At 70.7% G+C, this 18,560-nt stretch carries 17 protein-coding genes; 2 read left to right on the forward strand and 15 right to left on the reverse strand.

The window, feature by feature from the left end; translation table 11 throughout:
• Nucleotides 1–37: 37 nt before the first annotated feature.
• The 9 genes from lepB (ACFYNL_RS12165) to ACFYNL_RS12205 form a co-directional block, all read right to left on the reverse strand.
• Nucleotides 38–1,012, reverse strand: a complete 975-nt coding sequence (gene lepB, locus ACFYNL_RS12165; protein ID WP_388800876.1) for a signal peptidase I — start codon at nt 1,010–1,012, stop codon at nt 38–40.
• Nucleotides 900–1,991 (reverse strand): signal peptidase I, encoded by a 1,092-nt coding sequence (gene lepB, locus ACFYNL_RS12170; RefSeq protein ID WP_388800879.1) that lies wholly within the window; start codon nt 1,989–1,991, stop codon nt 900–902. The genes lepB (ACFYNL_RS12165) and lepB (ACFYNL_RS12170) overlap by 113 nt, the downstream gene beginning before the upstream one ends.
• Nucleotides 1,984–2,700: a signal peptidase I gene (lepB, locus tag ACFYNL_RS12175; protein ID WP_388800881.1), complete on the reverse strand. Its 717-nt coding sequence runs from the start codon at nt 2,698–2,700 to the stop codon at nt 1,984–1,986. Before lepB (ACFYNL_RS12175) ends, lepB (ACFYNL_RS12170) begins: the two co-directional genes overlap by 8 nt.
• Before the next feature lie 60 nt (nt 2,701–2,760).
• Nucleotides 2,761–3,111: a 50S ribosomal protein L19 gene (gene rplS, locus ACFYNL_RS12180; RefSeq protein WP_019760519.1), complete on the reverse strand. Its 351-nt coding sequence runs from the start codon at nt 3,109–3,111 to the stop codon at nt 2,761–2,763.
• Nucleotides 3,112–3,245: 134 nt separating this feature from the next.
• A complete protein-coding gene (gene trmD, locus ACFYNL_RS12185; RefSeq protein WP_388800884.1) occupies nt 3,246–4,079 on the reverse strand; it encodes a tRNA (guanosine(37)-N1)-methyltransferase TrmD in 834 nt (277 codons plus the stop codon).
• The gene (rimM, locus tag ACFYNL_RS12190) at nt 4,079–4,630 is read right to left on the reverse strand and encodes a ribosome maturation factor RimM (protein ID WP_388800887.1); all 552 of its coding nucleotides are present in this window, start codon (nt 4,628–4,630) and stop codon (nt 4,079–4,081) included. The genes trmD and rimM overlap by 1 nt, the downstream gene beginning before the upstream one ends.
• Nucleotides 4,631–4,715: 85 nt before the next feature.
• Nucleotides 4,716–4,955 (reverse strand): RNA-binding protein, encoded by a 240-nt coding sequence (locus ACFYNL_RS12195; RefSeq protein WP_003973401.1) that lies wholly within the window; start codon nt 4,953–4,955, stop codon nt 4,716–4,718.
• Nucleotides 4,956–4,957: 2 nt separating this feature from the next.
• Nucleotides 4,958–5,377 carry a 30S ribosomal protein S16 gene (gene rpsP, locus ACFYNL_RS12200; protein ID WP_388800889.1) on the reverse strand — a complete coding sequence of 140 codons (420 nt, stop codon included), beginning with the start codon at nt 5,375–5,377 and terminating at the stop codon, nt 4,958–4,960.
• Between the two features lie 351 nt (nt 5,378–5,728).
• The gene (locus ACFYNL_RS12205) at nt 5,729–6,325 is read right to left on the reverse strand and encodes a hypothetical protein (RefSeq protein ID WP_003997568.1); all 597 of its coding nucleotides are present in this window, start codon (nt 6,323–6,325) and stop codon (nt 5,729–5,731) included.
• A gap of 559 nt (nt 6,326–6,884) precedes the next feature.
• Here ACFYNL_RS12205 and ACFYNL_RS12210 point away from each other — a divergent pair.
• On the forward strand, nt 6,885–7,742 hold the full coding sequence (locus ACFYNL_RS12210) for an SAM-dependent methyltransferase (protein ID WP_388800892.1): 858 nt from the start codon (nt 6,885–6,887) through the stop codon (nt 7,740–7,742).
• 28 nt (nt 7,743–7,770) lie between these two features.
• Here ACFYNL_RS12210 and ftsH read toward each other — a convergent pair whose 3' ends face one another.
• The 6 genes from ftsH to ACFYNL_RS12240 all read right to left on the reverse strand — a co-directional run bounded on the left by ftsH (nt 7,771) and on the right by ACFYNL_RS12240 (nt 17,441).
• Nucleotides 7,771–9,705 (reverse strand): ATP-dependent zinc metalloprotease FtsH, encoded by a 1,935-nt coding sequence (ftsH, locus tag ACFYNL_RS12215; protein ID WP_388800894.1) that lies wholly within the window; start codon nt 9,703–9,705, stop codon nt 7,771–7,773.
• A 116-nt stretch (nt 9,706–9,821) separates the two neighbouring features.
• Entirely contained in the window at nt 9,822–11,375 is a 1,554-nt protein-coding gene (ffh, locus tag ACFYNL_RS12220; protein ID WP_388800897.1) for a signal recognition particle protein, read from the reverse strand.
• 84 nt (nt 11,376–11,459) lie between these two features.
• Nucleotides 11,460–13,907, reverse strand: a complete 2,448-nt coding sequence (locus ACFYNL_RS12225) for a [protein-PII] uridylyltransferase (RefSeq protein WP_388800900.1) — start codon at nt 13,905–13,907, stop codon at nt 11,460–11,462.
• 23 nt (nt 13,908–13,930) lie between these two features.
• Entirely contained in the window at nt 13,931–14,269 is a 339-nt protein-coding gene (locus ACFYNL_RS12230; protein ID WP_003997576.1) for a P-II family nitrogen regulator, read from the reverse strand.
• A complete protein-coding gene (locus ACFYNL_RS12235) occupies nt 14,266–15,612 on the reverse strand; it encodes an ammonium transporter (protein WP_388800903.1) in 1,347 nt (448 codons plus the stop codon). The genes ACFYNL_RS12230 and ACFYNL_RS12235 overlap by 4 nt, the downstream gene beginning before the upstream one ends.
• A gap of 335 nt (nt 15,613–15,947) precedes the next feature.
• Nucleotides 15,948–17,441, reverse strand: a complete 1,494-nt coding sequence (locus ACFYNL_RS12240) for a hypothetical protein (RefSeq protein ID WP_388800905.1) — start codon at nt 17,439–17,441, stop codon at nt 15,948–15,950.
• A gap of 458 nt (nt 17,442–17,899) precedes the next feature.
• On the opposite strand from ACFYNL_RS12240, the gene ACFYNL_RS12245 reads away from it, so the two are divergent.
• On the forward strand, nt 17,900–18,556 hold the full coding sequence (locus ACFYNL_RS12245; RefSeq protein ID WP_388800908.1) for a bifunctional DNA primase/polymerase: 657 nt from the start codon (nt 17,900–17,902) through the stop codon (nt 18,554–18,556).
• Nucleotides 18,557–18,560 lie beyond the last annotated feature (4 nt).

Here is an 18,560-nt window from a genome sequence, read left to right on the forward strand (position 1 = left end):
TTCCCAAGCCCTTGCGGACCTGGTCCGGCCCGCGTGGTCAGCGGGTCCGGGCCACCGCCCTGCCGTGCCGGCGGCGCCACAGCACCAGCGGCACCGCACCGGCCAGGGCGAGCCCCTGCGGCGCCACGGTGAGCGCGGCGGACCGGGCGTTCAGGTCCCGCTCGAAGGTGTCCGGGACCGGCAGGTTGTCCCAGCGGTTGACCGGCCAGGCGATCACGATGGCGCGGCCGACGACCTTGTCGACGGGGACCATGCCGTGGTTCTTGTCGGCCTGGTTGTAGCGCGAGTCGCGGGAGTTCTGGCGGTGGTCGCCCATGACCCAGATGTAGCCTTCGGGCACCTTCACCTTGAACTGGCCACCCTGGTCGTCCACGCTGCACGGCGTGTTGCCGGGGTAGACGTACGGCTCGTCCAGCGCCTTGCCGTTGACCTTCAGCGGGCCGGTGTTCTTGCACTCGACCGTGTCACCGCCGACGCCGACCACACGCTTGATGAGGTCCTTCTCCTCCGCGGAGGGCATCAGGCCGATCCAGCTGAGGAAGGTCTGCAGGGCGTTGGGATCCGGGGTGGGCTCGCCCGCGAGCCAGTTGTCGGGGTCGTGGAAGACGACGACCTCGCCGCGCTCGGGCTCGGAGCCGAACCAGGGGGTGAGCTTGTCGACCAGGACACGGTCACCCTGTTGGAGGGTGTTCTGCATCGAGTCGGAGGGGATGGAGAACGCCTGCACCAGGAAAGTCTTGATCAGCAGCGCGAGGACGAGCGCGATACCGATCAGGATGGGCAGCTCCTTCCAGAAGGAGCGCTGCTTCTTGGGGCTCGGGGCTGCCCCGCCCGGCCCCTCACCGTCGGCCGGGGGCTGACCGCCCGACCCGCTACCGCCACCAGCCGCTCCGGGGTGGTCATTCCCGGAGGTCACGGCGCCGTCCGTGGCCGGGGCGGCTGCTCCCACGGGGCGTCCGCGGTGCTCCTCGCCGTCGTGTCCGGACCGTGCGCCAACCGCAACATCCCCCACGCCAACTCCTTACTCTGTGCCGCTGCCTGCCCCAAAAACGGCGCAGGCCCACCACTCCCATAACGAGCGGGAGTTCCGCAGGGCTCGGGAGCTGGATCGGTCCGTTCGAATCGTCTGACGCAACCCTATGCGACAGCTGGGGAGCCGCGGTCGACCCGGTCGCCGAGTCGGACACGGTGGCGTAGGTCTTCGGTTCGTCCAGGGAGGTCCAGTGGCCGAGCGGCCAGGCGATCCACATGGCCCGTCCGACGACCTCGTCCTCGGAGACGGTGCCGTTGTAGTCCCGGTCCTGGTGGACGCGGGAGTCCGCGGAGTCGGCGCGGTGGTCGCCCATCACCCACAGCCGCCCCGGTGGGACGGTGATGTCGAACCGCGCCTCCGAGGGGGCGTTGCCGGGGTACAGATAGTCCTCGATCAGGGGAACGCCGTTGACGGTGACCCGGCCCTGGGTGTCGCAGCACTTCACACGGTCGCCTCCGACGCCGACGACACGCTTGATGAGGTCCTTCTCGTCGTCCGACGGCAGCAGGCCGATGAAGGTGAGGGCCTGTTTGACCTGCTTCACGACGACGGGGTCCTCCTTCTTCACCGTCGTCTGTTCGTCCTGGAGCCAGCCGCCGGGGTCCTTGAAGACGACGACGTCCCCGCGCTGCGGCTTGGCGCCGAACCAGGGGGTGAGCTTGTCGACCAGGACGCGGTCGCCGATCTGGATCGTCTGCTCCATGGACCCCGACGGGATCACGAAGGCCTGGACGAGGAAGGTCTTCAGGACGAGCGCTATGAGGACAGCGACGCCGACGAGGAGGGGTATCTCCTTGATCGCGGAGCGCCTGCGGCGTCGTTTGACCTTGCGCTGGAGTTTGCGACGCTCCGCGCGCGTACGACCGCCTGAAGGGCCGGCGGCGCGCCGGGCGCCGGTGGGCAGCAGATTGTCGGCGGGGCTGCTGGGCACGCCGCGGGGCTTGCCACGGTTACCCATGCGCGCCCTCCCGTGCGGGCACGCGCGCGTAGGCGTCCGGACGCTGCAGGCGGGTCCAGTGGGCGGAGGGCCACACGATCCAGTCGGCGCGACCGATGACGTCCTCGACCGGGACCATCCCACCGCCGGGCGAGCCCAGACGGTCGCGGGAGTCGCTGGACTCACTGCGGTGGTCGCCGAGGACGAACAGGGCGCCGTCGGGCACGACGACGTCGAAGCGCACCTGGGACGGCTCGTCGCCGGGGTGGAGGAACGTCGACTCGTCGACCGACCGGCCGTTCACCCGGATCCTCCCCTCCTTGTCGCAGCAGACCACGCGGTCTCCCCCCACACCTACAACGCGCTTGATGTAGTCGGCATCCCCGAAGTACCCAGTTCCGTCGAACACGACAACATCGCCCCGCTGCGGCTCGGCACCGAAACGGTACGCCAACTTATTTACGAGAACGCGGTCGCCGATCCTCAATCCGGACTCCATGGATCCGCTGGGGATCTGGAACGGCTGCAGCACAAACGTGTTGAGCAGCAGCAGAAGAAGGAGGAAGACCAGCAGGGTCAGGCTGATACGGCCGCCCGGGAGCCAGTCGGTGAGCCGCGACAGCAACACGAAACGCGACCGTCCCTCCTGCCCCTGCGTGTCCGAGGTCTCCTCGGAGTCGGAAGGGCGGGAGGAGCGGTCGCGCTCCGTCGGCTGTGCTTCGGTGTCCATCGGGGCCAGATGTTATCCGGCCCCGCTGTGGGCCCCGCGGGGGCGAGCCCCCGAACGCGCTCAGCTCTCGCGCTTCTCCTTGATCTTCGCGGCCTTGCCGCGCAGGTCGCGCAGGTAGTACAGCTTGGCGCGACGCACGTCACCGCGGGTGACGAGCTCGATCTTCTCGACGATCGGGGTGTGCACCGGGAAGGTGCGCTCGACGCCGACGGAGAAAGAGACCTTGCGGACCGTGAAGGTCTCGCGCACGCCGGCACCCTGACGGCGGATCACAACGCCCTTGAACTGCTGCACACGGGAGCGGTTGCCCTCGATGACGCGGACGTGGACGTTGACGGTGTCACCCGGGCGGAAGGCCGGGACGTCGCTGCGCAGCGACGCGGCGTCGACGGAGTCGAGCAGGTGAGACATTTCGTCTGCTTTCTTCGCTGATGCCACAGGTCATCAACGGGAACTAGATGTTCTGGATGAGAGCCGTGCGCGTCGGGGCGGGCGTCGTGTCCCCCTGTGGCAGGGGCGCACACCGGACGGCGCACAACAGCGACCTATTCTTCCACGCCGTCGGTCCTGCGCCAAAATCGGCCGAACCGCTCCCCCTCCGGGTCGGGCATCCAGCCCAGGATCGAGAGCATCTCGCGGTCCTTCTTGTCGAAGGCCTTGGGGTCGCAGCGTTCGATGAGGTCGGGCCGGTTGGCCGTGGTACGCCGCAGTGCCTCGTCGCGGCGCCAGCGGGCGATCTTGCCGTGGTGGCCGCTGAGCAGCACCTCCGGGATGCCCCGGCCGCGCCACTGGGGCGGTTTGGTGTAGACGGGGCCCTCCAGGAGGTTGGCCATGGCGCCGGGCGCGAAGGAGTCGTCCCGGTGCGACTCGGCGTTGCCCAGGACGCCGGGCAGCAGCCGGGCCACGGCCTCGGTGATGACCAGGACGGCCGCCTCGCCGCCGGCGAGGACGTAGTCGCCGATGGACACCTCGTGGACGGGCATCCGCGTCGCGTACTCGTCGACGACCCGGCGGTCGATGCCCTCGTAGCGGGCCGGCGTGAAGATCAGCCAGGGCCGCTCGGAGAGCTCGACGGCGAGTTCCTGGGTGAAGGGGCGGCCGCTGGGCGTGGGAACGATCAGGGTCGGCGTGTGCGCGCCGGTCTCGTAGCCGTCCGCCAGGGCGGAGTCGAGCGCGTCCGCCCAGGGTTCGGTCTTCATGACCATGCCGGGGCCGCCGCCGTACGGGGTGTCGTCGACCGTGTGGTGGCGGTCGTAGGTGAAGTCCCGCAGGTCGTGCACCCGCACGTCGAGCTGGCCGCGTGCGCGTGCCTTGCCCACGAGGGAGACGTTCAGCGGCTCAAGGTACTCGGGGAAGATCGTGACGACGTCGAGCCGCATCAGCTCTCGGCCTCCGCGTCACGGGACGAGGCGATGTCGGCCCGGTCGTCGATCAGGCCCGGCGGCGGTGTGATGACCGCGCGCTGCTCCTTCAGGTCGATCTCGGCGACGATCTCCTCGACGAAGGGGATCATCACCTCGCTACCGTCGGGCCGCTCGACGATGAAGAGGTCCTGGGAGGGCAGATGCGAGATCTCGCTGATCCGGCCGACCTCCACGCCGTCGGCGGTGACCACGTCCAGGTCGATCAGCTGGTGGTCGTAGTACTCGTCCTCCTCCTCGGGCAACTCGTCCGGGTCGACCTCGGCGATCAGGAGGGTGTTGCGCAGGGCCTCGGCCGCCGTGCGGTCGGCGACGCCCTCGAAGCGGAGCAGGAGCCGGCCGCTGTGCACCCGACCGGTCTCGATGGTGAGCGGGCCCACCCCCGCGGGATCCGTGAGCAGGACGGCGCCGGGCCCGAGCCGCAGTTCCGGCTCGTCGGTACGGACCTCGACGGTGACCTCGCCCTTGATGCCGTGGGCGCGGCCGATCCGTGCGACTACGAGCTGCACTTTCGAAGATCTCCTACTCGTCACGACGTCGGGCCGGGGACGGCCCAGTGGCCCTCCCCGGCCCGAGCCGGTGCTGCGTTCGGCGTCAGCGGACGTGGTCCACGTCGACGAGGTCGACGCGGACACCGCGACCGCCGATGGCGCCCACGACGGTGCGCAGAGCGCGTGCGGTGCGGCCGTTGCGACCGATCACCTTGCCGAGGTCGTCGGGGTGGACCCGGACCTCGAGCACGCGACCGCGGCGCAGGTTGCGCGAGGCGACCTGCACATCGTCAGGGTTGTCGACGATGCCCTTCACGAGGTGCTCGAGAGCCTCCTCGAGCATGCTCAGGCCTCGGTCGACTCGGACTCGGCGGCGGCCTCGTCCTTCTTGTCAGCCTTCTTCTTCTGGGTGATCGCCTCACCCTTGCCCTCGTCGTCGCCACCGAGGGCCTCGAACGACGGGCGAGCCTTCTTCGGCTCGGCGACGAGCAGCGGCGCCGGGGCGGGCTCGCCCTTGAACTTCTGCCAGTCGCCGGTCTTCTTCAGGATGGCGAGGACGGGCTCGGTCGGCTGCGCGCCGACACCCAGCCAGTACGCCACGCGCTCGGCGTCCACCTCCATGACCGACGGGTTGTAGGTCGGGTGGTACTTGCCGATCTCCTCGATCGCACGGCCGTCACGACGGGTACGGGAGTCGGCGACGACGATGCGGTAGTGAGGCGAACGGATCTTGCCCAGACGCTTCAGCTTGATCTTGACTGCCACTGGAGTGGGTTCTCCTGGATTTGACGTGGTTGGGCACGGCGAGAGATGCCGCGTGGGGTTGCGGTACCCGAGTGCCCGATGGACGCGTCAGCCGGAGGAGAGAGGGGTCCTGTGCGGCTGTCGAGTACAGCTAGCCATTGTGCCATACCGTGCGGGTCACCTTCGGCCGAGGGGGCGGGGAAAGGCGTCCGGGCACGACTCGGCCGCACCCGGCGCCGCGGTCGACGACTCGGATGCGCGCCCCGGCGCAACGGGGTGCCGCCTTCGGCTCGCGCGCCGCGGCACCCCGGCGAAACGGCGGCCCGGTCCGGTTCCGGCAGCCACGAGATGCCGGATTGCGGGCAGGCCCCGTCACGCCGCGCCGACCACCTCCGGGATCCGGAACGGCTTGCCGCACCCGCCGCACACGATCGGCGCCTGCGCCAGCACCGACGGCACGACCCGGACGTTGCGGCCGCAGTCGCAGACCGCCTTGACGCGGACGCCGCCTCCGGAGGATCCGTGGCGGGCCGCCGGACCCCTGAAGGTCCTGCTGGTGTCGGCGGAGGTCGCCGCCGTGTGGGCCTTCAGCGCGCGCTGGAGGCGTTCGATGGTCGGGCGGTAGCGCCGCTTGGCCTCGGGGTTGAGGGTGACCAGGGAGAAGCCGCTGCTGGGGTGCGGTTCCTCGGGGTGGTCCAGGCCCAGTTCCTCGGCAATGGCGAGGAATCTGCGGTTGTGGTAGCGGCCGGCTCGGGAGGTGTCGCGGACGCCGCGCGCGGCGGCGATGCCATGGACTGCCTCATGAAGCAGTCGCTCGAAGGAGAGCTCGTGACCGCACGCGGACGACGACTCCCCGATCAGGGACTCTGGCGCGGCGAGATCCGGCAGCTCGGGGTGGTACCGCTGAATGTCGGCCCACGCCTGCGCCAGTTCTGCGGCGAGAACAGGTGGTGTCTGTGTCGTGCTCACGTAATGACAACGAGCCGGAGTGCCGCTGTGTTCCGATTCCGGGCCATCCCAAATATTTTGCACGTACCCGTCAGTTGCGAATGATGCGCCCTGACGAGGGCGGGTGCGTCGATCTGCGGAGAAGCCTCGCAGCTCATACCAAGCCGGTGCGTAGTCACACGTACGCCCCGGCGCGTAGGCCGCGTCCACGCGCCGTAGCCCCTGCGGTCCGCCGATGCGCAAGAGGCGTTTCGGCCGCTCTCGTCGCACCGCCGTCACCTCGATCAGCGCACATCCCGACCGCGACGTTACCGGGTGCGTCCTCGGCCCCCGGCACCGCCCCGTCCGTGGCGACCAGACACCGTACGGTCCAGGCCCGCCCGGCCCGGTCCGGCCGGGCATGTTCCTCCGGAATGTGAATTCCGCCCACGCCCACGGGGAAGCCACAAGCAGGGCCCCACGACCCCTGGACGCGGCGTCGGCTGCGGAGTTTCCTGGCATACGGGGGAGCTTGAGCGCATGTCACGGGGGCCACGGAATCGGGCACAGAGACAACTCTCGGCGGATTGGGGCGCTTTCGATGACACCTACGCTCGTGCGTCAGCACCTACCTCATACGGGAGCGGCGCCCCGTGTGGATTTGTGTGCACGCGCGCGTGACTGGTCCGAGATCCAGGAACGGATGCTGGTTCCGCTCTACGAGGCCGTCTACGAGCGACTGGATGTCGGACCCGGCACCCGGTTGCTGGGCCTCGGCTGCGGCAGTGGGCTCGCCCTCCTGATGGCGGCGTCCAGAGGCGCGGCCGTCACCGGCGTGGAGTCCTCCTGCCCCGAACGGCTGGCGCTCGCGCGGCAGCGGCTGCTGCCCGACACCTGGGACACGCGCGCGCGTGCCGACACCCGGCTCGTCGACGGCACGCCTCGGGACGCGGCGGACGCACGGGCGTCCGCGTACACGCTGGTGACCGCGTTCGAGCCCATCGGGTGCCTCGCGGGTGACTCGGAGGGGCTCGGTGAGGCGCTCACGGACGCGACGCCGTTCGTCGAGCGAGGGGCGCCCGTGGTGCTCGCCGGTTGGGGTCCACCGGAGCGCTGTGCCACCTCGTCGGTGCTGCGGGTCGCCACGAAGCTGGCCGATCCCGAGCGCGGTACGGGCAGTTGGCGCCCCGCCCTGCGCGACGACCTGGAGGAGGTGGCCCAGCGTGCGGGCCTGCGGCCGGACGGTTCCGGACGGGTGGCGTGCCCCTTCGGGTACGCCGACGTCGACAGTGCCGTACGCGGGCTGCTGTCGACGGGCCTGTTCGACGGCGCGATCGCGGCGACCGACCGGGCGCAGGTGGACAAGGAGGTGGCGGAGGCGCTGCATCCGCATCAGCGGCGGGACGGGACGGTGTGGATGCCGAACGTGTTCCGGTACCTGATCGCGCGCGTGCCCTGAGCCGACGCTCGCCGGTGGCGGCCCTGCCCTACCGGTTCTCCTTGGTCAGCCGCGTGATGCCGGCGATTCGGTACGCGTCCACCTCCTCCAGCGTCTCGCTCTCCAGCAGGGCCTCGGCCAGGGCGTTCAACTGACCCCGGTGGTCGGTGAGTTTGCGGCAGGCCTCCTCGTAGCACTCGTCGACGATCCGGCGCATCTCGGCGTCGATCACGTCCAGGGTCTGCGGGGCGGCCGAGAGCCCGTACGCCTGCTGCGCGTCGCTCGGCAGGGCGGACAGCCGGCCGACGCGCTCGCTCATGCCCCAGCGGGCCACCATGCCGCGCGCGATGTTGGTGACCTGTTCGAGGTCGTTCTCGGCGCCCGTGGTGACGACGCCGTAGACCACCTGTTCCGCCGCCATGCCACCGAGGGCGCCGATGATGCGGCCGCGCAGATACCCCTCGGAGTGCGCGTACCGCTCCACCTCGGGCGTCGACATCGTCACGCCGAGCGCCCTGCCGCGCGGCACGATGGTGATCTTGCGGACCGGGTCGGCGCCGGGCTGGAGCATGCCGAGCAGGGCGTGACCGCTCTCGTGGTAGGCGGTGCGGCGGCGGTCCTCCTCGGGCATGACCAGGGTGCGTTCCGCGCCCAGTTGCACCTTCTCCAGGGCCTCCGACAGGTCCGCGGCGGTCACGTGGTCCTGCCCCCGCTTGACCGCGAGCAGCGCGCCCTCGTTGGCGAGGTTGGCCAGATCCGCACCGGTCATGCCGGGGGTCGTGCGGGCCAGCTGGGTCAGGTCCACGTCCGGGGCGAGCGGGATGTCGCGGGTGTGGATCCGCAGGATGGCCTCGCGCCCGCCGCGGTCCGGCGGCGCCACGCTGACCACCCGGTCGAAGCGGCCGGGCCGGGTCAGCGCCGGGTCGAGGATGTCGGCGCGGTTGGTCGCGGCGATGACGATCACGCCCTCCGAGCCGGAGAAGCCGTCCATCTCGGTGAGGATCTGGTTGAGGGTCTGCTCGCGCTCGTCGTGGCCGCTGACCGACGCGCCGCCGCCCCGCACCCGTCCGATGGTGTCGATCTCGTCGATGAAGATGATCGACGGCGCCACCTTGCGGGCCTCGGCGAACAGTTCCCGGACGCGCGAGGCGCCGACGCCGACGATCATCTCGATGAACTCGGAGGCGGAGGCGGAGAAGAACGGCACGCCCGCCTCGCCCGCCACGGCACGCGCGAGCAGCGTCTTGCCGGTGCCGGGCGATCCCGCCAGCAGCACGCCGCGCGGCATCTTGGCGCCCATCCTGCGGTAGGCGTCGGGATGCTCCAGGAAGTCGACGACGTCGTCCAGTTCGCCCTTGACCTCGTCGATGCCGGCCACGTCGGCGAACGTGGTGCGTTCCGTGCCCGGCTGGAGTTCGACCGGCTTGGGCGGTGCCTTGCGGCCGAGCATGCCGCCCGCGCCGCCCATGCCCGCTCCCATCCGCCGTGCGAGGAAGACCCAGACGAGGATCAGCAGCGCGATCGGGATCAGGGAGAACAGCACGTTGGACACGACACCGCGCTCGCGCACGACCGGTTCCGCGGTCACCGTCACGTCGTGGCTGCGCAGTTGGGCCCAGAGCTCGTCGTCCGCGAAGGCCGGGCGCTGGGTGCGGAACTTGGTGTAGTCGCCGTCGCCGTCGGGGTTGTCCCGGGCGCTCTTGAGCTCGCCCTCGATCGCGTCGCCCTTGGAGTAGATCTTGGAGACGTTGTCGGCGTCGACCTGCCTGCTGAACTCCGTGTAGGAGATCGTCGGCTCGTTGCCCCGGTCGAGGTACGTCAGTCCCACGTAGGCGAGCAGGAACACGACCACCGCGGTGACGAGCAGGCCCCACCAGCGGCCGCGTATACGTCGACCTCCGGGCCGAGCGGGCGGCTCCTCAGGTGTGCCCTCCGTGCGCCACGGCTGGTCAGGGGCCTTCCGGGGTGGCGCGGCATTACTCATATCTGGACGTTACGGCAGATACCTCGCCGCGGCATGCGCTGAGGGCGCCCTCCCCGCAGGAAGAGCGCCCTCGGCCACGTACACCACGGACTGTCGGCCCGGAACTTCTCGAACCGTCAGCCCATGAACTTCTTGAACTCGTCCGGCAGCTCGAAGTCCTGACCGGCCTGCTGGCCCGGCAGCCCGAAGGCTCCTCCGCCCTGCGCGGCGGCGGCCCTGCGGGCGGCCTCCTCCTGCTCCTGCTGCTTGCGCTTCATCGGGTTGCCGGAGCGCTGCTTGCCCTTGGCCTTCTTCGGCTGCTTCTTGGTGCGGCCGGGGCCACCGCCCATGCCGGGGATCCCCGGCATACCGGGCATCCCACCGCCCTGTGCCATGCGGGACATCATCTTGCGGGCCTCGAAGAACCGCTCGACCAGGTTCTTGACCGCGCTGACCTCGACACCGGAACCGCGGGCGATACGGGCGCGACGCGAGCCGTTGATGATCGTCGGGTCCTGGCGCTCGCCCGGCGTCATCGACTTGATGATCGCCGCGGTGCGGTCGACGTCCCGCTCGTCGAGGTTGTTGATCTGGTCCTTGATCTGGCCCATGCCGGGGAGCATGCCGAGCAGCTTGGAGATGGAGCCCATCTTCCTGACCTGCTCCATCTGGGCCAGGAAGTCGTCGAGGGTGAAGTCCTGGCCCTTCTTGGAGGCCAGCTTCTCGGCCATCTTCTGGGCTTCGGCCTGGTCGAAGGTCTTCTCCGCCTGCTCGATCAGGGTGAGCAGGTCACCCATGTCGAGGATGCGGGAGGCCATCCGGTCCGGGTGGAAGGCGTCGAAGTCGTCGAGCTTCTCGCCGTTCGACGCGAACATGATCGGCTTGCCGGTGATCTGCCGGATCGACAGGGCGGCGCCACCGCGCGCGTCACCGTCGAGCTTGGAGAGCACCACGCCGTCGAAGCCGACGCCGTCGCGGAAGGACTCCGCGGTGTTGACCGCGTCCTGACCGATCATCGCGTCGACGACGAAGAGGATCTCGTCCGGCGAGACCGCGTCCCGGATGTCCGCGGCCTGCTGCATCATCTCCTGGTCGATGCCCAGGCGGCCGGCGGTGTCCACGATCACGATGTCGTGGACCTTGGCCCTGGCGTGCTCGATGGAGTCCTTGGCGACCTTGACCGGGTCCCCCACGCCGTTGCCCGGCTCGGGCGCGTAGACCGCGACGCCGGCGCGCTCGGCGACGACGCTCAGCTGGTTGACGGCGTTCGGGCGCTGGAGGTCACAGGCCACCAGCAGCGGCGAGTGGCCCTGCTCCTTCAGCCAGCGGCCGAGCTTGCCCGCGAGGGTGGTCTTACCGGCACCCTGCAGACCCGCCAGCATGATCACGGTGGGCGGCTGCTTGGCGAAGCGCAGGCGCCGGGTCTCACCGCCGAGGATCGTGACGAGCTCGTCGTTGACGATCTTCAGGACCTGCTGGGCGGGGTTCAGCGCCTTGGAGACCTCGACGCCGAGGGCACGCTCCTTGACGTTCTTGATGAACGTCCGGACGACCGGCAGCGCCACGTCCGCTTCGAGGAGTGCGATGCGGATCTCGCGCGCTGTGGCGTCGATGTCCGCCTCGGAGAGCCGTCCCTTGCCGCGCAGGTTCTTGAAAGTCGCTGAGAGGCGATCGGAAAGAGTATCGAACACGGCGCTCGCGGTCCTCGGGGTCGGTGGCGGCTGGCAATCGCCCTCCAGGGTATCCCGGCGACGCAGGTGGCCGGGATCCCTGTGTCAGGCTCGCAACGTCTCCTCCAGCTTCCTGGCCACCGAAGCCGCCTCCTCGCGGGGCAGCGGCGCACCCTCGGGGCCTGTGACATAGAACGCGTCGACGGCGTTCGCGCCCAGCGTGCTGACGTGCGCGCTGCGCACCCGCACGCTCGCGTCCTCCAGCGCCCGGCCGATCCGGAACAGCAGCCCGGGCGCGTCCTGGGCCCGTACCTCGATCACCGTGGCCAGCCGGGAGGCGGCCGGGTGCACCGACACCCTCGGCGGCGGCGCCTCCACGCCCCGGCGGCGCGGATACGCGGCGTCCCGCTCGGCGAGCCGGCCCGCGATGTCCAGTGAGCCGTCCAGGGCCCGTACCAGGTCGGCGCGCAGCCGGGCGGCCTGCGGCAGCGAGCCGTACTCGGCGGCGACCCGCCAGTTCAGCAGCAGGACGGAGCCGTCGACGCCGGCGGGCAGGTCGAGGGCGCTCAGTTCCGCGGTGCGGACGGTCAGGCGGTGCATCGCCAGCACCCCGGCCACCGCGGGCAGCACGCCGGGCTGGTCCGGTACGGCGATGAGGAGCTCCACGCCGAGCGGCTCCGGGTCGCCCGCGGGCTGCTCCTGGGTCGGTGGCTCGGTCTGCGCGCGCAACGACAGCACGGGGCTGCCCGTCGCGACCGCCTCGATGGCGAGCCGCTCCTGCTCCGCGGTGGGCGCGGCGGCCTCGGGCTCGACGGGATCGTCCCCCGCCAGCACGGCCGCGACCCGCTTCACCAGGTCGGCGACGAGCGAGCCCCGCCAGGACGACCAGGCGGCCGGGCCGGTGGCCAGGGCGTCCGCCTCGGTCAGGGCGTGCAGCAGCTCCAGGGTGCCCTGGGTGCCGACCGCGTCGGCGACCGCGCGCACGGTGGCCGGGTCCTCCAGGTCGCGCCGGGTGGCCGTCTCGACGAGCAGCAGATGGTGGCGTACGAGGGTGGAGAGCACCGTGACGTCGTCGCGGTCGAAGCCGATCCGGGCGGCCACGTCCTTGACGATGATCTCGCCGGCCACGGAGTGGTCGCCGGGCCAGCCCTTGCCGATGTCGTGCAGCAGCGCGGCGACCAGCAGGAGGTCGGGACGGTGGACCCGGCGGGTGAACTCGGAGGCCCGTACGGCGGTCTCGATGAGATGCCGGTCGACGGTCCAGATGTGCACGGCGTTGCGCTGCGGACGGCAGCGCACCCGCTCCCAGTCGGGCAGGAAGTGGGTGATCAGCCCCTCCGCCTCCAGGGCCTCCCAGACGTCGATCGTCGGGCGCCCGGAACCCAGCAGGGTCACGAGCTGCTCGCGCGCCTCGGCGGGCCAGGGCGTGGGCAGGGGGCGCACGGTGGCCGCCAGGCGCCGTACGGCGTGAAGGGAGAGCGGGAGCCCGGCCTGTGCGGCGGCGGCCGCGGCACGCAGCGGGAGCACGGGATCGCGGTCGGGGCGGGCGGCACGGGCGAGCACCACCTCGCCGTCCTGTTCCACCACCCCCTCGGCCAGCGGTGAGCGCTCGGCGGTCGGTTTCCCACCGCCCAGCATGGCGCGCAGCCGCGGCCGCACGGCGCGCGCCCGCAGCACGCGACCCACTTCGCGCCATGTGACATCGCTGGCGTACGAGATGACCCGCGCCGCCTCGTACACCTGCCGCAGCAGCGTGTCGGCGTCGAGCAGCCCCAGTTCGGCGGAGACCTGGTCCTGCTCCTGCAGCGCGAGCCGGTCGGTGGCGCGCCCGGTGGTCAGGTGCAGGGCGTCGCGGACGTCGAGCAGCCGACGCCGGGCATCGGCGAGCCCCTCGCGCGGGGCGTCGGCCAGCCAGGACGCGGCGACCGCGCGCAGGATGGTGGCGTCCCGCAGGCCGCCGCGGGCTTCCTTGAGGTCGGGCTCCAGGAGGTACTGCAGCTCGCCCTGGCGCTCGGCCCGCTCGGCGGACAGCTCCTGGAGTTCGGGCAGCCGTCCCGGCGCCTGGTTGCGCCAGTCGGCGAGGACCGCCGTGCGCAGCCCGGCCGTGAGGCCGAGGTCGCCGGCGATGTGCCGGGCGTCCAGCAGGCCGAGCTGGACCTTGAGGTCCTCGCCGGCCGTCCTGCGGGCCTCGGCGGGCGTGCGCACCGAGTGGTCGAGGGCGAGACCGAGGTCCCACACGGGGTACCAGAGGCGGTCGGCGAGGGCGGCCACCGCCTTGCTGTCGCTCCCGTCGTGCAGCAGGAGCAGGTCCAGGTCGCTGCGCGGGGACAGCTCGCCGCGGCCGTAGCCACCGACCGCGACCAGGGAGACACCGCGCATCCCCTCGGCACCGGCGGCGAACAAGCCGGTCAGCCAGTCGTCGGTGAGCTCCGCGAGGGCGGCACGGCGCGGCGGCCCGGACCGCGCCCCCTCGGTGAGGAGGCGCAGCCGGGCCGCCGCGTAACCGCTGGGTCCCGAGTCCTCTGCTTCGTTGTGTACGTCCGTACCCGACACCCAGCAGCTCCTGTTCTCCTGTGTCAGAGCGCGTCCGGCCCGCGCTCACCGGTCCGCACCCTTACGGCCGTCTCGACCGGGAGGGACCAGACCTTGCCGTCACCGATCTTGCCGGTGCGGGCGGCCTTGACGATGACGTCGATCAGCTGCTCGGCGTCGTCGTCCTCGGCCAGGACCTCGATACGGATCTTCGGGACCAGGTCGACGGTGTACTCGGCACCACGGTAGACCTCGGTGTGGCCGCGCTGACGACCGTAACCGCTCGCCTCGGTGACCGTCAGGCCGTGCACGCCGAAGGCCTGCAGGGCTTCCTTGATCTCGTCGAGCCGGTGGGGCTTGACGACTGCGGTGATGAGCTTCATGCGTCCACCTTCTTGCTCGCGGCGGCGGCTACGGGGGCCGGGGCGGCGGCGGTCCGGGCGGCACCGCCACCGGCGCCGCTGAAGTCGTATGCGGTCTCGGCGTGCTCGGCCTGGTCGATACCGGCGACCTCCTCGTCCTCGGTGACCCGCATGCCCATCGTCTTGTCGAGGACGAAGGCGAGCAGCGCGGAGACGACGAGGGAGTAGGCGAAGACCGCGCCGACACCGGCGAGCTGCTTCCACAGCTGGTCGGCGTTGCCGCCGTAGAAGAGGCCCTTGGCGTCGGACTGGCCGCCACCGGTGGCGAAGAAGCCGATGAGGATCGAGCCGGTGATACCGCCGACCAGGTGAACTCCGACGACGTCCAGGGAGTCGTCGTAGCCGAACTTGTACTTCAGGCCGACCGCCATGGCGCACAGGACACCGGCGATGGCACCGACGGCGATCGCGCCGAGCGGGGAGACCGCGCCACCGGCGGGGGTGATGGCGACCAGACCGGCGACCGCGCCGGAGGCGGCACCGAGGGTGGTGAACGCGCCGTGGCGGATCTTCTCGTAGGCGAGCCAGGCCAGCATGGCGGCGGCGGTGGCGATCTGCGTGTTGACGAACATCAGCGCGCCGACGCCGTCGTCGTTGCCGAGCCACGAACCGGCGTTGAAGCCGAACCAGCCGAACCACAGCAGGCCCGCGCCGAGCATGACCAGCGGAAGGCTGTGCGGACGCATCGGGTCCTTCTTGAAGCCGACGCGCTTGCCGATGACCAGGATCACGCCGAGCGCCGCGGCACCCGCGTTGATGTGGACCGCCGTACCGCCGGCGAAGTCGATCACGCCGAGCTTGAAGGCCCAGCCACCGCTGGGCGCCCAGACCCAGTGGGCGACCGGGAAGTACACGACGATGACCCACAGCGTGATGAACAGCGCCCACGCGGAGAACTTCACGCGGTCCGCGAGCGCACCGCTGATCAGGGCGGGCGTGATGATCGCGAACATCAGCTGGAAGACGGCGAAGACGTAGACCGGGATGTTGTAGATGTCCCACAGCTCGGTCTTGCCGATTCCGCTGAGTCCGACGAAGTCGGAGGACCAGCCGATGAGGCCGCCGTGCGAATCGCCGAATGCGAGCGAGAAGCCGAACAGCACCCACAGGATGGTGACGATCCCCAGGCTGATGAAGCTCATCATCAGCATGTTCAAGGTGCTCTTGACGCGGACCATGCCTCCGTAGAAGAAGGCCAGGCCCGGGGTCATGAGCATCACCAGGGCGGAACAGATGAGCATGAAACCTGTGTTGGCGGGCGACAGCTCTACCTTGTCTGCCGCCATCATGATGGCTGGAGCCATCGGCGTCTCCTCGTCATTGGTACGGCCCCGTGCGGGCGAAGCCTGAGCGGAATGAGGGGCGGGCCGGTTATGCGCCAAGAGATTGGCGCAGCGCGGTTTCCGTCGAAGCCCCTCGTTGTTTCGCCGCCGTGACAAGGGCGCCTGCTGTGTTACACGTCGATGAACTGCCGGATATGCGGCCGCCTGATCGTTATCGTGGCGCAACCTTCACTGAAGGAAAAGGATCCGGCCGCGGTCGGCCTTCCGATGACCTGGCATGGGGGAGCCGAGTCGGGCAGTTCGGGAGGGCCGGCCGCGGCCGGGGTTCTGGGGGTTCCCAGGAATGCCGTCGGCGCTCAGACCGCCTCCGCGGTCTCGGGCAGCTCCACGGCGAGCTTGTCCGTGAGGTCCACGACCTCGGCGAGGTCGCCGAAGTCGCGTGCGGCCGTGTCGATCGTCTTTCGGATACGAGTGTTGACGCGTTCGGAACGCACCTTCTTGGCGATCGCCATGGCCTGTTCGGCGTACACCGCGCCCTGCTCGGGCTCGCGCCGCAGCAGATGCACCGTGGCCATGCCGATCAGGTTGAGCGCGTACGACCGCTGGTGCTCGCCGTCCTTCGCGAACAGGTCCACGGCCTGCTGCATGAGCGGCTCGGCGAGCGAGGCGTACGTCGGACTGCGGCCGGCGACATAGGCGAGGTCCCGGAAGGAGTGGGAGTTCTCCCCGTACAGCTCGGCCTCGGAGAAGAAGCGGATCCAGTCCGGGTCCGGCTCGTCCCAGTCCCCGGCCTCGGCGAAGGTGTCCTCGGCCATCCGGACCGCTCGCTTGCACTTGCCGGGCTGGCCCATGTTCGCGTACGCGCGGGCCTCCATCGCATACAGCATCGACTGGGTGCGGGGGCTCGCGCAGTCCCGGCTGCCGTACTGCGCGAGGTGGATCAGCTCCAGCGCGTCGTCGGGCCGCCCGAGGTGGATCATCTGGCGGCTCATGTTGGACAGGACGTACGAGCCGAACGGCCGGTCACCGGCCTCCTTGGCGGCGTGCAGCGCGAGGACGAAGTACTTCTGCGCGGTGGGCTGGAGTCCGACGTCGTACGACATCCAGCCGGCCAGCTCCGCCAGCTCGGCGGCGACCTTGAACAGCTTCCGGGTGGTCGCCTCGGGGTGGGGCTCCTGGAGCAGGTCGGTCACCTCGTGCAGTTGCCCCACGACCGCCTTGCGGCGCAGGCCGCCACCGCACTGGGCGTCCCACTGCCGGAACATCACGGTGGTGGACTCCAGGAGGTCCAGCTCGGGCTTGGAGAGCCTCCCGCGCGCGCGGGAGGACGGCACGGACGCGGGCTCCTGGTAGGGGGCGGGCGGCACGGGGACGAGCCAGCGCTGCATCGGTTCGATGAGGGCCGGACCCGCCGACAGGGCGAGCGAGCTCCCGAGGAAGCCGCGCCGCGCGAGCATGAGGTCGCTGCGCGAGAACTCGCTGAGCAGGGCCACCGTCTGCGGGCCCGTCCACGGCAGGTCGACGCCGGACACCGAGGGTGACTGACGGGCGGCGCGCAGACCGAGGTCCTCGACCGAGACGACGCAGCCGAACCGCTCGGAGAACAGCTCGGACAGGATCCGCGGGATCGGCTCCCGGGGGTTCTCGCCGTCCAGCCAGCGGCGTACGCGCGAGGTGTCGGTGGAGATGTGGTTGGCACCCAACTGGCGGGCGCGGCGGTTGACTTGGCGGGCCAGCTCGCCCTTCGACCAGCCGCTGCGCACGAACCAGGACGCGAGCAGCTCGTTGGGGCGCTTGTCAGCGTGCGACGCGCCGCCGGCGCTCGTACCGCTTCCGCTGTTGCCGCTCACTGGAACGCCCCCATCCCTTGGACCACTTGTCACCGAGTGCGCCAAGCCCTATCAGAATGCCGGGAAGTACGGTCACCCGTCCGGCAGTTGTCACCCTTCGAACGGAAAGTCGACTTGCCTGCGGCATACCCACGCCTGCATGTGCCCCCGGGGTTCATGCACACACGGTAATCCTACGATCACGCCTCCATCCACGGCGATCCCGGAAACGCCACCATTCGCCACCCCTTCGAATGAACTCACGGCCACCTCCCCGCGATTCACTTGACAGAGGACGGCCGGGAGTAGGCGGAGTGAAGCACTCAAGGGCGCGTGTCGCCGCATTGGCGACCCCGAGCGCTTCCGAGCGACACGTTGGACGAGCGCGTGTCGCGGGTAACCGGCCGCCCAGGAACACACAGGGTCACGAGACGCATCCGCGCCGTAACCACCGGCGCGCTGGACCCGTTGGAGGGGGCATGGGCTTCACGATCGGCGGCATCCGGGAGAACCGGTCCGGCTCGCGTCGACGCGGTCGCTCCTCGGAGTGCACCGCCGTCGCCGAGTTCACCGGGCTGTGGGGCTGGGACGTGGTGCCCGGCGCGCGGGCCGCGGCGAGGGCCTGTTCGTGTGGGCGCCCTGACTGTCGTGCGCCGGGCGCGCATCCCCTGGAGTTCGCGCCGGAGGTTCGGGCCGGGGCCACGCTGGACGAGGCCGCCAAGGCATGGTCGGAGTTCCCGGGCGCGGCGGTGATGCTGCCGGTCGGACGGGCGTTCGACGTGATCGAGGTGGCCGAACCCGCCGGACGCCGTGCGCTGACCCGGCTGGAGCGCATGGGACTGCCCCTCGGGCCGGTCACCGCCACCCCCGCGGGCCGCGCCCACTTCTTCGTCGCCCCCGGCGCCGCCGCCGAGCTCCCCCGGCTGCTCTACCGCATGGGCTGGGACGACCCGACCCACCTCGACCTGCGCGGCCTCGGCCCCGGTACGCACATCACGGCACCGCCGTCCGACCGGGGCGGCCTGGGTCCCGTGCGGTGGCTGCGGCCGCCGCAGCTCGACACGGCGTCGAAGCCACCGGCGGCCCGTCTGCTCCTGGGGACGCTGGCCTACGTGGCCCACCGTTCACGGGCGTAGGCCG

The sequence above is a fragment of the Streptomyces sp. NPDC007808 genome (assembly GCF_042868655.1).
Classification (GTDB): domain Bacteria; phylum Actinomycetota; class Actinomycetes; order Streptomycetales; family Streptomycetaceae; genus Streptomyces.